The sequence below is a fragment of the Oceanimonas sp. AH20CE76 genome (assembly GCF_039654065.1).
In the GTDB taxonomy this organism is placed as follows: Bacteria; Pseudomonadota; Gammaproteobacteria; order Enterobacterales; family Aeromonadaceae; genus Oceanimonas; species Oceanimonas smirnovii.
This window is the reverse complement of sequence record NZ_CP155481.1, coordinates 646,082-660,054: the sequence shown is the minus strand read 5'-3', so window position 1 is coordinate 660,054 and position 13,973 is coordinate 646,082. Positions and strand designations below refer to the sequence as shown.

Annotated in this window: 12 protein-coding genes; 7 read left to right on the top strand and 5 right to left on the bottom strand. The window is 56.2% G+C overall.

The window, feature by feature from the left end; genetic code table 11:
- Positions 1-5: 5 nt before the first annotated feature.
- The 3 genes from aceE to ampD all read right to left on the bottom strand — a co-directional run bounded on the left by aceE (position 6) and on the right by ampD (position 4,419).
- Complete coding sequence (gene aceE, locus N2M06_RS03250; protein ID WP_317074451.1) at positions 6-2,666, bottom strand: pyruvate dehydrogenase (acetyl-transferring), homodimeric type; 2,661 nt, start codon at positions 2,664-2,666, stop codon at positions 6-8.
- A gap of 61 nt (positions 2,667-2,727) precedes the next feature.
- Positions 2,728-3,489: a pyruvate dehydrogenase complex transcriptional repressor PdhR gene (pdhR, locus tag N2M06_RS03245; RefSeq protein WP_019933138.1), complete on the bottom strand. Its 762-nt coding sequence runs from the start codon at positions 3,487-3,489 to the stop codon at positions 2,728-2,730.
- A 387-nt stretch (positions 3,490-3,876) separates the two neighbouring features.
- Positions 3,877-4,419, bottom strand: coding sequence for a 1,6-anhydro-N-acetylmuramyl-L-alanine amidase AmpD (gene ampD, locus N2M06_RS03240; RefSeq protein WP_317074450.1), 543 nt, complete (start codon positions 4,417-4,419; stop codon positions 3,877-3,879).
- Positions 4,420-4,491: 72 nt separating this feature from the next.
- On the opposite strand from ampD, the gene N2M06_RS03235 reads away from it, so the two are divergent.
- The 7 genes from N2M06_RS03235 (at position 4,492) to coaE (ending at position 11,312) form a co-directional block, all read left to right on the top strand.
- Positions 4,492-5,010, top strand: coding sequence for a retropepsin-like aspartic protease (locus N2M06_RS03235; protein WP_346351578.1), 519 nt, complete (start codon positions 4,492-4,494; stop codon positions 5,008-5,010).
- Between the two features lie 48 nt (positions 5,011-5,058).
- Positions 5,059-5,913, top strand: a complete 855-nt coding sequence (gene nadC, locus N2M06_RS03230; protein WP_317074448.1) for a carboxylating nicotinate-nucleotide diphosphorylase — start codon at positions 5,059-5,061, stop codon at positions 5,911-5,913.
- A gap of 131 nt (positions 5,914-6,044) precedes the next feature.
- On the top strand, positions 6,045-6,497 hold the full coding sequence (locus tag N2M06_RS03225) for a prepilin-type N-terminal cleavage/methylation domain-containing protein (RefSeq protein ID WP_346351577.1): 453 nt from the start codon (positions 6,045-6,047) through the stop codon (positions 6,495-6,497).
- Positions 6,498-6,501: 4 nt separating this feature from the next.
- Complete coding sequence (gene pilB / locus N2M06_RS03220; RefSeq protein ID WP_346351576.1) at positions 6,502-8,214, top strand: type IV-A pilus assembly ATPase PilB; 1,713 nt, start codon at positions 6,502-6,504, stop codon at positions 8,212-8,214.
- Between the two features lie 22 nt (positions 8,215-8,236).
- Complete coding sequence (locus N2M06_RS03215) at positions 8,237-9,463, top strand: type II secretion system F family protein (protein WP_346351575.1); 1,227 nt, start codon at positions 8,237-8,239, stop codon at positions 9,461-9,463.
- 386 nt (positions 9,464-9,849) lie between these two features.
- A complete protein-coding gene (locus tag N2M06_RS03210; protein WP_346351574.1) occupies positions 9,850-10,704 on the top strand; it encodes an A24 family peptidase in 855 nt (284 codons plus the stop codon).
- A complete protein-coding gene (gene coaE / locus N2M06_RS03205; RefSeq protein WP_346351573.1) occupies positions 10,701-11,312 on the top strand; it encodes a dephospho-CoA kinase in 612 nt (203 codons plus the stop codon). The genes N2M06_RS03210 and coaE overlap by 4 nt, the downstream gene beginning before the upstream one ends.
- On the opposite strand, the gene N2M06_RS03200 is transcribed toward coaE, so the two are convergent.
- Together N2M06_RS03200 and N2M06_RS03195 are read right to left on the bottom strand one after the other, a co-directional pair.
- Positions 11,302-12,486: a CsgG/HfaB family protein gene (locus N2M06_RS03200; protein ID WP_346351572.1), complete on the bottom strand. Its 1,185-nt coding sequence runs from the start codon at positions 12,484-12,486 to the stop codon at positions 11,302-11,304. The genes coaE and N2M06_RS03200 overlap by 11 nt on opposite strands.
- 10 nt (positions 12,487-12,496) lie before the next feature.
- A complete protein-coding gene (locus N2M06_RS03195) occupies positions 12,497-13,927 on the bottom strand; it encodes a DUF6844 domain-containing protein (protein WP_346351571.1) in 1,431 nt (476 codons plus the stop codon).
- Positions 13,928-13,973: the final 46 nt, after the last annotated feature.

The following is a 13,973-nucleotide window of genomic DNA, read 5'->3' as shown; positions in this document are numbered from 1 at the left end:
ACCCCTTATGCGTACAGCGGGTTGATCTTGTCGGCGTCGATGCCGTACTTGGCGATGGCGTCGGCAACCACTTTCTTGTCGATGGTGCCCTGCTTGGCCAGCTCGGTCAGCGCGGCAATCACAACATAGTGCTTGTTCACTTCAAAGTGACGACGCAGGTTGTCACGGCTGTCGGAACGACCGAAACCATCGGTGCCCAGCACCTTGTAGCTGGCAGACGGCATAAAGGCACGCACCTGTTCGGCGTAGTTCTTCATGTAGTCGGTGGCAGCAATGGCCGGCTCGGAACCCATCACCTGAGCGATGTAAGGCACGCGGGCCTCTTCGGTCGGGTGCAGCATGTTCCAGCGCTCCACGTCCTGACCTTCACGGGTCAGTTCGTTGAAGGAGGTCACACTGTATACATCGGAGCCGATGCCGTACTCGTCGGCCAGGATTTGAGCGGCTTCACGCACGCCAACCAGGATGGAGCCGGAGCCCATCAGCTGAACCTTGCCGTTCTTGCCTTCCACGGTGTCGAGCTTGTAGATACCCTTGCGGATGCCTTCCTCGGCACCTTCCGGCATAGCCGGCTGATGGTAGTTCTCGTTCAGCGTGGTCAGGTAGTAGTACACGTTCTCGGGGTTGTCGCCGTACATGCGACGCAGACCGTCCTGCACGATTACCGCTACTTCATAAGCGTAGGTCGGATCGTAGGTGATACAGTTGGGGATCACGCCAGCCTGAATGTGGCTGTGGCCGTCTTCGTGCTGCAGACCTTCACCGTTCAGGGTGGTACGACCGGAGGTACCGCCAATCAGGAAGCCGCGGGCCTGCTGGTCGCCAGCCGCCCAGCACAGGTCACCCACCCGCTGGAAACCGAACATCGAGTAGTAGATGTAGAACGGAATCATGGGGCAGTCGTTGGTGCTGTAGGAGGTGGCAGCGGCCAGCCATGAAGACATGGCGCCCAGCTCGTTGATACCTTCCTGCAGTACCTGACCCTGCTTGTCTTCCTTGTAGTAGGCAACCTGCTCACGGTCCTGCGGCGTGTAGTTCTGACCATGAGTGTTATAGATGCCAATCTGACGGAACAGACCTTCCATACCAAAGGTACGGGCTTCGTCGGCCAGAATGGGCACAATGCGTTTGCCGATGGACTTGTTCTTCAGCATGATGTTCAGAGAACGCACAAACGCCATGGTGGTGGAGATTTCACGCTTCTGCTCTTCCAGCAGCGGCTGGAAGTCTTCCAGTGCCGGAATGTCCAGCTTGACGGTGGTTTCGGGCAGGCGGGTCGGCACATAGCCTTTCAGGCTCTGACGACGGGCATGCAGGTATTCATATTCGCGGCTGCCTTCTTCAATTTTCAGGTAAGGCAGGTTGGGCAGGTCTTCATCGCTCACTTCAATGTTGAAGCGGTCACGCATGTGCTTGAGGGAAGACATGTCCATTTTCTTGACCTGGTGCGCGATGTTCTTGCCTTCGGCAGAATCGCCCATGCCGTAACCCTTGATGGTCTTGGCCAGAATAACGGTGGGCTTGCCTTTGGTGTCGGCGGCGTTCTTGTACGCAGCGAACATCTTGGCAGGATCGTGACCGCCACGGTTCAGGGCAAAGATCTCTTCGTCGGTCCAGTCTTTTACCAGAGCAGCGGTTTCGGGATATTTACCGAAGAAGTGCTCACGCACATAGGCACCGTCTTTGGACTTGAAGGTCTGGTAGTCACCGTCCAGAGTCTCGTTCATCAGCTGAACCAGTTTGCCGGAGGTGTCTTTGGCCAGCAGGTCGTCCCAGCGACGGCCCCAGATAACCTTGACCACGTTCCAGCCGGCACCGGTGAACAGGCCGTCCAGTTCGTTGATGATTTTGCCGTTACCCACCACAGGGCCGTCGAGGCGCTGAAGGTTACAGTTGATAACGAAGCACAGGTTGTCCAGCTTCTCACGGGCGGCAATGGTAATGGCACCCTTGGATTCCGGCTCGTCCATCTCGCCGTCGCCCAGGTAGGCGTATACGCGCTGCTCGGAGCAGTCTTTCAGGCCACGGTCGGTCAGGTACTTGAGGAAGCGGGCCTGATAGATGGCGTTGATCGGACCCAGACCCATGGACACGGTCGGGAACTGCCAGAAGTCCGGCATCAGCTTGGGATGCGGGTAAGACGGAATACCCTTGCCGTCCACTTCCTGACGGAACATGTCGAGCTGGGCTTCGGTCAGACGGCCTTCGGCAAAGGCGCGGGCGTAGATACCGGGAGAGATGTGCCCTTGAAAGAACACCAGATCGCCGCCGTCTTTCTCGTTACGACCACGGTAGAAGTGGTTAAACGCCACTTCGTACATGGTGGCACTGGAAGCGAAAGAAGACATGTGACCACCCAGGTCCAGATCTTTCTTGGAGCCACGCAGTACAATCATGACTGAGTTCCAGCGGATGATGGCGCGGATCCGCCGTTCCAGATCCCAGTTGCCCGGGTACTCAGGCTCTTCGTCGGTGCTGATGCTGTTGACGTAATCTGAGTGAGCGTTGCGGGCCACGGCTACACCATGCTTGATGGCTTTGGTGGTCAGGCGCTCGTAAATGTACTGAGCGCGCTCAGGTCCTTCTTGACGGATCAAAGACTCCAGGGCGTCAAGCCACTCTTGAGTCTCTATTGAATCCACATCATTTTTCAGGATATCAGACATGGCTGTTTCCTATCTCGTTTGGGGCTGATGCCCATGGGTTTCGTCGCTGCCGAAGGCATTATTATTCCTGTTGCCGGGTCCGGCGCAGAGAACGCTGAATGCGGCTTTCTTCACGCTGGATCTCGAACAGGGTTTCTTCAATAAAGGCCAGGTGCTCATGACAAGCGTCCCTGGCCTTTTCCGGCTCGCGAGACAGTATGGTCTGGATCAGATTGGCGCGATGTTTGCGGATCTGCTCCACCATGCCGGCTCGCCGGTTAAGAATCTGAATGTTGCGCAGAATGCTGGACTCCAGCATGGGCTGAATGGCTCTCAGCAGGTGCAGCAGCACCACGTTGTGGGCTGCGGCCGCCACCGCCAGATAGAATTCAGCGGCATGCTTGGCTTCACCAGCCAGGTCGCCCTGCTCCTGAGCGGTAATAATGGCCTGCTGGGCCGCACGAATGGCATCAAAATCGGTTTCAGTGCCGCGCATGGCGGCGTAGAAGGCAGAGATACCTTCCATGGTGTGACGAAACTCCAGCAGGTCATACTGAGATTCCGGATGTTCCGCCAGCAGCTGAAACAAGGGATCCGCCAGGCCTTTGGTGAGGGCATTTTGTACGTAAGTGCCCCCGCCCTGCCGGCGGGATACCAGACCGCGCACTTCAAGGTGCTGAATCGCTTCGCGCACAGACGGGCGCGACACCGCAAACTGCTCGGCCAGCTCACGCTCGGGCGGCAACCGCTGACCCGGCTTCAGGCTGCCTTCCACTATCATCTGCTCCAGTTTGGTGGCGATAGTTTCGGCAAGTTTGGGTTGTTTGATTCGCTGGTAGGCCATTCACTCTGCTTTAAAAATTGGTAATACCAATTAACACTGTTAAAAAAAGGTATCAGAGCAGGCAAGAATTGTCCATGGTTTTTGTGATCATTGCATACAAAAGACCATTTGCGCGCGGTAATTTTTTGGGCCGGCTCATAAAACTAGACCAGCCCCGGGAAAACACAAGAATATTGGTAATGGTCAGACCAACCGAAAACCGGGGAATGGGGATTAGGGACTGGGGGTTAGTGGTGTAGCAGGCAACGCCGATGTTGCCCGAAGCAGCAGTGGGGATTGCCAGAGCCGACCATTAAATGCCATGGATGGCATTTTCGAGCGCTACATGGAAGTACTTGAAGCGTGTCGGCGGAGCGCAACCGCGCTGGTGCTTCGTGAGATGAGGTCTCAGAGCAGGGCGCGAAAGCGTTTCCAGTCAAAGCCGGGGCCGGGGTCGGTTTTGCGGCCGGGGGCAATGTCGCTGTGGCCGGTAATGCGGCCGGGCGTGATGGCGGGGTAATGTTGCATCAGTATTTGGGTAACCGCGGCCAGTTGCTGATACTGGGCCTCGGTATAGTCACCGGTATCGGTGCCTTCCAGCTCAATGCCAATGGAAAAATCATTACACTTGTCACGGCCGTCAAAACTCGACAGTCCCGCATGCCAGGCCCGTTTATGAAACGGCACATACTGCACCAACTCACCGTCGCGGCGAATAAGGCAATGGGCTGACACCCGCAGCTGATGAACAGCCTCAAAATAAGGATGCATATTTGCATCAAGACGGCCCATAAAAAGGTCATCTATGTAATGATCACCAAAACGCCCCGGTGGCAGGCTGATGCAATGCACCACCAGCAGGGAAATATCATTATCAGGGCGGTCATCCTGATGAGGAGACTCACAATAACGGGCCGGACTGAGCCAGCCATGCTCCAGGGTAAAAGACATAGAGGGTCCGTTCACTGTATTCGGGCGGACGTATACTAACAGGGTAACGGCAAACTTTGCCAAGGAGCCGATATGGGACAATCGTCAGATCCGGTGCGCCGTGCCGGGCGCATTATGTGGATTCTGGTATGGGCACTTGGGTTATTGATGCTTACCTGGTATTTCAGCCACCTGCTTGACCGGCAACACAATCCCAATCAGCAGGTGCAGATACTCAGCGCCAACAGCATGGTGCTGGAGCAAAACCGTTATGGCCATTATGTGGCCAGCGGGGCAGTAAATAACCAGCCGGTGGTGTTTTTGCTGGATACCGGTGCCACTCAGATGGCCGTGCCCCGGGCCGTGGCTGCACGGCTGGAGCTGCCGGTAGGCGCACCACTGACGCTGGGCACAGCGGCTGGTCAGGTCACTGGTTACCGCACTCATATTAAATCGTTGTCGCTGGGGCCCTTCACCCTGTACGATCTGAGCGCCGTCATTATGCCCAGCCAGAGTGAGGAAATACTGCTTGGCATGAACGCCCTGCGCCGCTTTGAGCTGATACAGCGGGGCTCACAAATGACCATTACCTATTCCGGGCCGGAGCAATGATTCCGGCATTTTCAGTACAATTGTGAACTTGTGACAAAGGTAGACTCAATGCCCAACTCCACCCTGGCCAACGAAATCCGCTTAAATGTAACTGCCGCCCTCACCGAGGATCTGGGTGGCAGCACGGATCCTGTGCAGGATATTACCGCCATGCTGCTGCCAGAGAGCCAGCAGGTTACCGCGCACCTGATTACCCGTGAAGACGGTGTGTTCTGCGGCCGGGACTTTGCCGAAGAAACCTTTACCCAGCTCGGCGGGCAAGTGGAGTTACACTGGCTGGTAAAAGACGGTGATACCGTGACCGCCGGCCAGCGGCTGCTGACCCTGACCGGGCCGGCCCGTGCCATTCTTACCGGTGAGCGCACTGCGCTCAACTTTATTCAGACCCTGTCTGGCGTGGCTAGCGAAACCAGACGCTATGTCGACAAACTGGCCGGCACTCACTGCCGCCTGCTCGACACCCGCAAAACCCTGCCCGGCCTGCGCCGGGCGCTGAAATATGCGGTGACCTGCGGCGGCGGCCATAATCACCGCATGGGCCTGTATGACGCTTACCTTATCAAGGAAAACCACATCTTTGCCTGTGGCGGCATCGACAAGGCAGTGGCTGAAGCCCGCCGCCTGCAGCCGGAAAAGCCGGTAGAAGTGGAAGTGGAGTCTCTGGCGGAGCTTAAACTGGCACTGGATGCCGGTGCCGATATTATCATGCTCGACAACTTCAGTGTGCCCGATATGCGCACCGCCGTGGCCAGCACCGCCGGCCGCGCCAGACTGGAAGTGTCGGGCAATGTGACCCTGCAGACCATCGCCGACTACGCTGCCACCGGCGTGGACTTTATTTCTGTGGGTGCCCTCACCAAGCATGTGCGGGCGCTGGACCTGTCACTGCGGGTTGAAAACTGATCCCGTGATCTGACCACTGCCATCATGATGCCGGGTTTGCCGATTGGGCAAACCCGCTAACGCTTGCTATAGATATAAGACGGGTAAAACAAAACAGATACCCGTTTGTCAGGCGTTTCAAGGAAGAAGTCATGATGAACCATAAACCAAGCTGCCCTCAGTCCGGCTTTACCCTGATTGAACTGATGATAGTGGTTGCCATTGTTGCCATTCTGGCGGCAGTGGCACTGCCCGCTTACCAGACCTACACTCAGCGCGCCAAATTTACCGAAGTGATTGCCGCCACCGGACCGGCTAAAACGGCGATTGAGGTCTGTGCCCAGACCGGGGGAAGTGACTGTACCGCCTCCGCAACGGGTGCTCTGACCAATGCTGTGGATACAGACATTGTTAAAGCAGTCAAAGTGGAAGTAGACAGTACAGGTAATAACAAAGAAGGCCCCTGGATCATCACTGCTACAGGCACAGATGAAGTGGACGGCAGTACATTTATTATGAAAGGCGAACTGGATAACGGCAGGGTTAAGTGGACAAATAACCCTTCAGATAATACAGGCTCATGTGTCACTAAGGGCATCTGCTAACCCTATGAGCACCTTCACTTCTCCCTCCAGCAGCGGCCTTGCCAGAAGCCTGGTGGCTTCTGCCTTACTGTCTGCCGAAGAGCTGGAGCTGGTACAGGAGCAGGCCAGAAAAGAAGGCAGGCCGCTGGGCTCGGTGCTGGTAGAAAAGCAGTGGCTGTCTTCCGAGGAGCTGGCGCGCTTTTGTGAGCGTGAGTTTATGCTGCCGCTGAGCAATCTGCATGATTTCGATATCAAACAGCTTGCACCTGAATATCTGAGCATGGATCTGATAGAGCATCACCATGCCATTCCGGTGCTGCTGGAAGACAAAGTCCTTTACCTGGCCATGTCTGACCCCACCAATATAGGTGCACTGGAAGACTTCAGCTTTCGCTTTAATCTGGTCACCGATGCCCTGCTGGTAGAAGAAGGCAAGCTGCAGGCATTACTACAGCAGCTGCAGCAGCAACATGGTGCCGGGCTGGAGTTTGAACATACCCTTGATGATGATATTGCCGCCCTTGAACAGGATGAACAAAACGCCTGGCAGGAAAAGGACAGGATCAGCGCCGATGATGACGCGCCCATTGTGCGCTATATCAACAACATCATGATCAATGCGGTACGCAAGGAAGCGTCCGATCTGCACTTTGAGCCCTATGAACGTTTTTTTCGTATTCGCTTTCGCATTGACGGCATACTGCACGAAGTGGCATCGCCGCCGGTGCAGCTGGCGGCGCGCCTGGCTGCCCGGCTCAAGGTAATGGCAAAGCTCGATATCGCCGAGCGGCGCTTGCCTCAGGATGGCCGTATCAAACTGCACTTGTCCGGCTCAAAATCCGTCGACATGCGAGTGAACACACTGCCCACCCAATGGGGAGAGAAGGTCGTTATTCGTCTGCTCGACAGCGCTGCCACCCGCCTTGGCATTGAGCAGCTGGGGTTGACTGACGTGCAGAAAACCTTATATCTGCAGGCATTACAGCGCCCTCAGGGCATGATACTGGTCACCGGGCCCACCGGCTCGGGCAAAACCGTGACACTGTATACCGGCCTGAGTATTCTCAATCAGGTCACTGCCAATATCTCTACTGCCGAAGACCCTATTGAAATTAATCTGCCGGGTATCAATCAGGTACAAATTAATCCCAAAGTCGGATTGAGCTTTGCCTATGCATTGCGGGCATTTCTACGGCAGGACCCCGATATTATTATGGTGGGCGAAATTCGTGATCTGGAAACCGCTGAAATTGCTGTGAAGGCAGCACAAACCGGTCATCTGGTGCTTTCTACGCTGCATACCAACTCGGCGGCAGAGACCCTGACCCGCCTCAGCCATATGGGGCTGCCCGCTTACAATATTGCTTCATCCATCAGCCTGATTATTGCCCAGCGCCTGGCCCGTAAACTCTGTGTTCATTGCCGGGAGCCGGAACAGCTGTCCCCCGGGCAACTGAGCCAGCTTGGCTTTACGCCGGCACAGCAGGCCAGTGGCATCACACTTTATCGCGCCACAGGCTGCGACCAGTGTACAGATGGCTATAAAGGGCGCACCGGGGTTTATGAAATCATGACCATGAGTGAGCAGCTGGCTGAGCTGATTATGAACAATGCCGGTGCCCTTGCCATTGCACGGGCGGCACAGCAAGAGGGGATGATCTCATTACGCCACTCGGCGCTGGCCAAGGCAGGCCAGGGGCTGATCAGTCTGGCTGAGGTAAACAGAATTACCGGATAATGCCGTTCACGGGGAGCTGAACATGGCCGACACCAACGCATTCCGAGTGTACTCGTATAAGTGGGAAGGCATTAATCGTCAGGGCCGGAAAACAACAGGTCTGCTGCAGGCAACCGATGTCAGATCGGCCCGCCGTGAACTGCAACGCCAGGGCGTAAACACACTTAAAATTAAACGTCAGCGGCAGGGGATGCTGGCGCGTTACAGCAACATTATCAAGGCTGCCGATATTGCCATTGTTACCCGCCAGATTGCCACCATGCTGGAAGCCGGCGTGCCTCTGGTGCAGACACTGCAGATTATTGCCCGTTCTTCGGGAAAGCCGGCACTGCGGGAGCTGGCCAGCGCGCTGGCTGCAAACGTGGAAGGCGGCACACCGCTTTCTGAGGTATTAAGAAAATATCCGCATTACTTTGATACTCTTTATTGCGATCTGGTGCATTCCGGTGAGCAGACTGGGGCACTTGAGCATATTTTTGATCGTATTGCTGTGTACCGGGAAAAAGCCGAAGCCATCAAATCCAAAATTCGCAAGGCCCTGTTTTATCCCGCCCTGATTGTGCTGGTGGCCATGGCCGTCACGGCAATTTTACTGCTGTTTGTTATTCCCCAGTTTGAAGATATATTTGCCGGTTTTGGCGCTCCCCTGCCCCTGTTTACACAAATGGTGATCAGCCTGTCGCGCTGGTTACAGCAGTATTGGCTTTATATGGTAACCGGCGTCATTGTGGGTATTTTGCTGTATATTCGGGCCTGGCGGCGTTCACAAAAAGTGCGCAATATGACAGACCGCTTTGTGCTGCGCCTGCCCGTTGTGGGCGCTATTTTGCATAAGGCAGCCCTGGCCCGTTTTGCCCGCACCCTGGCCACTACCTTTTCTGCCGGTATTCCACTGGTAGAAGGGCTGGTGTCTGCCGCCGGCGCCTCTGGCAATGTGGTGTACCGGCGGGCGGTAATGAAAATGCGGGATGAGGTTATTGCTGGCATGCAGATTAACCTGGCCATGCGCACTACCCGCTTGTTTCCGGATATGGTGGTGCAAATGGTGATGATAGGTGAAGAATCGGGTGCCATTGACGATATGATGCACAAGGTGGCCAGCATTTATGAGCGCGAAGTAGACGACGCCGTTGACGGCCTGTCGAGCCTGATTGAGCCATTGATTATGGTGGTGCTGGGCATTTTGGTTGGCGGTCTGGTCATTGCCATGTATCTTCCCATCTTTAACCTGGGCAGCGTGATACGCTGAATTCAACTTGCTTGTTGGGCCATGCGAGTTCGTCGGACAAAGGGCACTACTTCGCCGACACGCCGTGAACCCCTCCATGGGGGCTCCGCTGCGCCATCCATGGCGCAGAGGGTACGGCGAAGCAGACACCCTTTGCCCTCCTTGTCAGGCACCGAGTTGACTGTCAGTATTCTGCAGACAGCTCTGCAACATCACGAAACGGCAGCGTGGATTACCGGAGCCGGCCATCAAATGCCAGGGATGGAATTTGCTGAGCGCCCCATGGATGGGCCTGAAGCGTGCCGGCGGAGCGTAACCGCGCTGTCGCTTCGCACTGCGTTCGCTCAGGCAATTTGCAACGATAAGTCGGGTAAAAGCCGAGAGAAAATAATGATACTGGAAACCTCATGACCCAACTGCTCGACCATACTTCTCTGCTTTATATTGTGATCCCCCTGCTCGGCCTGCTGGTGGGCAGCTTTCTTAATGTGGTGATTCACCGGCTGCCGCTGATGATGCAGCGAGAGTGGCAGCAGGAATGCGCCGCATTAAATGAACAGCCGGTGGTGGAGCAGGCTCCCTTTAATCTGTGTGTGCCCCGCTCGCGCTGCCCGCACTGCGAACACCCGCTGGCGGCCAGAGATAATATTCCCCTGCTCAGCTGGCTGTGGCTGAAAGGCCGGTGCCGCTATTGCCGCGCGCCTGTTGCCAAACGTTATCCGCTGGTAGAGCTGACCTCGGCCCTGCTGGCAGGGCTGGTGCTGTGGCGCTTCGGGCCCGGAGCGCAACTGGTGGCGGCGCTGGTGTTCAGCTGGGTGCTGCTGTGCATGACCCTGATTGATCTCGATCATCTGCTGCTGCCCGATAACCTGACCCTGCCGCTGCTGTGGCTGGGCCTGCTGCTGAATGTGGGCGAACTGTTTGTATCCCTGCCGTCGGCGGTGATTGGCGCTGCGGCCGGTTACGGTATTTTATGGAGCCTGTTCTGGCTGTTTAAACTGGCCACCGGCAAGGAAGGCATGGGCTATGGTGACTTCAAACTGCTGGCTGCCATTGGTGCCTGGTTTGGCTGGCAAAGTCTGCTGCCGGTGCTGTTGCTGGCGTCCTTTACCGGTGCCGTGCTGGGCCTCGGCCTGATGGCATTGCGTCGTCTGAATGAAGATCGCGTGCTGCCCTTTGGTCCGGCGCTGGCACTGGGCGGCTGGTGTTATCTGATGTGGGGGACGGAAGTGGTGGACCTGTACTGGAGTATTGCGCTGTGACTTATGTAATTGGCCTGACCGGCGGCATTGGCAGCGGAAAAAGCACAGTAGCCAGCCTGTTTGCCGGGCTGGGCGCAGACATTATTGATGCCGATATTATCGCCCGCGAGGTGGTGGCCACCGGTGAGCCGGCACTGGCAGCCATTGCCCATCATTTTGGTGCCGGTATTCTTGCCGGGAATGGCGAACTGGACAGGCGCGCCCTGCGGGCCCGGGTGTTTGACAACCCGCAGGAAAAGGAGTGGCTCAATACCCTGCTGCACCCGATTATTCGCGAGCGCATGGTGGCCGCCTGTGCCGCCAGCACGTCCCCTTACTGCCTGCTGGTGGTGCCCCTGCTGGTAGAAAACCAGCTTACCAGCCTGTGCCACCGGGTATTGGTGGTGGATGTCAGCCCCGAGACTCAGCTTGCGCGCACGGTAAAGCGGGATAACGCCAATGAAGCACAAATTCGCGCCATTATGGCCGCTCAGGCCAGCCGTGAACAGCGCCTGGCCGCTGCCGACGACGTTATCAACAACAACAGCCCCGACCAGGCGGGGCTGTTGAAAGAAGTGCAGCAGCTGCATCAATACTACCTGACACAGGCTCAGGCCATTACAGAATAACGCCGCCGCCTTCAGCAGTTTGCGTATTCTGTTTGGCCGGGGCACTGGTCGTGCGTTTGCGCGGTGCCGGCTTACGGGCCGGGGCCTTGGCCGGACGCACTATCTGGCCTTTTTCTACCAGACTGGCTTCTCCTTCTACCAGAGTGGCGTAAGCCATTTTCGGCTTGACCGTGGTAATGCGGATCTTGCCAATGGCTTCTTCATCCTGACCCAGCACTTCGCCGGTGTAGGGATCCACCAGCTTTTCACCCAGGCTGTATACCGTAAAGTAACTGCCGGATTTCAGGGTTTTGCCACCCTGGTTGATGATAATACGGTCTCCGGTCACGCTGATTACCCGCAGCGGATAGATATTATCCATCGACTCCTGGAAAATTTTGTTAACCGCCTGATTAATCAGACCATTCAGATTACCGTTGCTGGCACTCAGACTCACGGTATCGGACCATTTCACCTGCCGCGTGGGCACTTCAATAATCTGATAGCGCACCTTGAGCGCACTGCGGGCATAATGGTTTACCTCGCCGGTCATCGCGACCGTCTCGGACCAGCGCCGGGTGCTGGCATTCTGAACCTGACCAACCAGCATATAGTCCAGCCCCAGCACCTGCCCCATGCGTGCTTTTTCGGTCAGCGCCGTATCATCACTTTCCCACAGCTGACGTTCTTGCTGATAAGCCTGATCCTGCTCTCTGTCCAGCACCGCAAAACGGCGGCTTTGGGTATACAGATCCTGCAGCTCACGGCTGAAGGTGGCTCCATGACTGCCTTTAAACGGCAACACGGCCAGCTTGCGCCGGCTGTCGGCAGACATGCCTGCGGGCTTGTAGCGCAGCACATTAACATGCAGCTCTACCCGGCAGCCGCCTTCACCACACTGCTGCGACAGCATCTGATAGCTGTCTACCATGCCTTTGGCGGCCATGCGGCCGTCACGCTGAGTGTGAGTCAGGCTTTCGGTCTCGCCGTTTTTCTTATGCAGCAGCTGCTCTACCTGCTGTGAGCTGTTGATATCTACGCCATTTACCTGACGCACTGCTTCTATCAGGGCATTTTCTACCGCCAGCTGCTCGGTAACGCCATGGCCGGTAACCTGTACCGGCGTCACATTTGCCTGAGCCATACCAGACAAAAATAATAAAGGCAGCAAGGCTGCCAGTAACCACTTTTTCATCACATCACCCTCAGAAGTCCGACACATCCATCATGTCCAGGCTGGCACCCTGATTGCTGCCGCCCTGATAGCCTGCCGCGCCTTTCTGCCCAGGCACCTTGCCGGCCTTGAAGGTACGCATGGCCTGCTCTTTCTGCGGATGCCAGGCCACCACCACGCCATTGATTTCGCGATCTGAAGTAGGATGCTTGTGAGTCCAGCGCTTGGCTACCTGCAGCCCCACCAGGCCTTTCACTGACGAGCTCATGCGCGACATTTGCCGGGTTTCCTTGAGCAGCTTGGTGGTCAGCTCATCTACGGTTTCTTCACCTTCGTCCGTTTTGGTCACAGTGGCATGCTCTTCACGAGTCTGCCCCGTGGTGACTTCTGCACTGACAGTGCCATAGAGGTTATAGGCTTCGGAAATATGTGCATAAGCGGCCTGCTCGGCCTCAATAAAGGCAAAGTCACGGTTGTCGTTGCATTCTTCATAGTCCACCGGATTACAGCTGTTGCCGGCCATACCAAACGACACCAGCATGGGGTAACCCTGCTCGTCGTGCAGCAACTTGACGCCATATTCATACATCAGGTTGGCCTTGTTGGACTCAAGAAAGTTATCCAGATTAATGCCACGCTTTGCCGGCTCGGGCTGAACATGTCCTTTGCTCTCCTGTAAGGAAGCCAGCACATTCTTCATTTTATTGGAGGTCGACAACACCGCAGCCACGGCCGTTTTACCGTTGTCGTCGGTAATTTCAAACGTGCGGATGATCATGGCACCGCTGATTTCACCCCGTGAGCGAGTCCCCACAGTGCGGCTGATGGCCTTGCGCATCATCAGCTTGCGCTTGGACGGAGGCGCAGCATTATATTCCTGAGGATCCACGCCCAGCTCTACCAGCTTTTGGCTCAGTGACGCATCAGCTACCGCCACCACCTTGTCGAACATGGCTTCCAGTTTGCTGCTTTGCTGCAATTCTTCAGGCGTAAACTCCGGCTCTTTGCTGGTTTTAAATGCTTCCCGCATGACCTCGGACGAAATATCAATATAGAGCTCTTTGATTAAGGCTTCCCGCGCCTTGGTTTGCGCCTGCAGATAAGCAATATTGCGGGCATCAGCCCAGTCCGGTGAGGTAGGTGCACGGCTGACATCAGCTACGCCATATTGCAGGAATACTTCCTGGCCACGGCCCTGACGCTGATAGGCTTCTTTACGCTCGCGCACATATTTGTCGGCCTGCTCCTGCACGTACAGGTGGGCGTTATCAATGCCACGCTCGGCAGATTTTACAATTTCCAGCTCAGTTTGCGCCGGGGCCACCGGCTCATCCACCACTTCTGCAGCGGGCGGCGGTGCCGTAATCGGTGCCGGCGCATTGGCCGGAGCAGGATCATTCTGAGCATATGCGGCAGGCACCATGGCCAGCAGCAAGCAGGCCGCGAGATAATGTTGTTTCATTACTTTTCTTCCCTAAAAAACAACGGGGCCATCAGACCCCGTGCCA

Coding starts and splice junctions, on each gene's coding strand:
- N2M06_RS03215 (WP_346351575.1), top strand. CDS start 8,237: ATGGCCGACACCAACGCATTCCGAGTGTACTCGTATAAGTGGGAAGGC.
- N2M06_RS03210 (WP_346351574.1), top strand. CDS start 9,850: ATGACCCAACTGCTCGACCATACTTCTCTGCTTTATATTGTGATCCCC.
- pilB (WP_346351576.1), top strand. CDS start 6,502: ATGAGCACCTTCACTTCTCCCTCCAGCAGCGGCCTTGCCAGAAGCCTG.
- N2M06_RS03225 (WP_346351577.1), top strand. CDS start 6,045: ATGATGAACCATAAACCAAGCTGCCCTCAGTCCGGCTTTACCCTGATT.
- aceE (WP_317074451.1), bottom strand. CDS start 2,666: ATGTCTGATATCCTGAAAAATGATGTGGATTCAATAGAGACTCAAGAG.
- N2M06_RS03235 (WP_346351578.1), top strand. CDS start 4,492: ATGGGACAATCGTCAGATCCGGTGCGCCGTGCCGGGCGCATTATGTGG.
- ampD (WP_317074450.1), bottom strand. CDS start 4,419: ATGTCTTTTACCCTGGAGCATGGCTGGCTCAGTCCGGCCCGTTATTGT.
- nadC (WP_317074448.1), top strand. CDS start 5,059: ATGCCCAACTCCACCCTGGCCAACGAAATCCGCTTAAATGTAACTGCC.
- N2M06_RS03195 (WP_346351571.1), bottom strand. CDS start 13,927: ATGAAACAACATTATCTCGCGGCCTGCTTGCTGCTGGCCATGGTGCCT.
- N2M06_RS03200 (WP_346351572.1), bottom strand. CDS start 12,486: ATGAAAAAGTGGTTACTGGCAGCCTTGCTGCCTTTATTATTTTTGTCT.
- pdhR (WP_019933138.1), bottom strand. CDS start 3,489: ATGGCCTACCAGCGAATCAAACAACCCAAACTTGCCGAAACTATCGCC.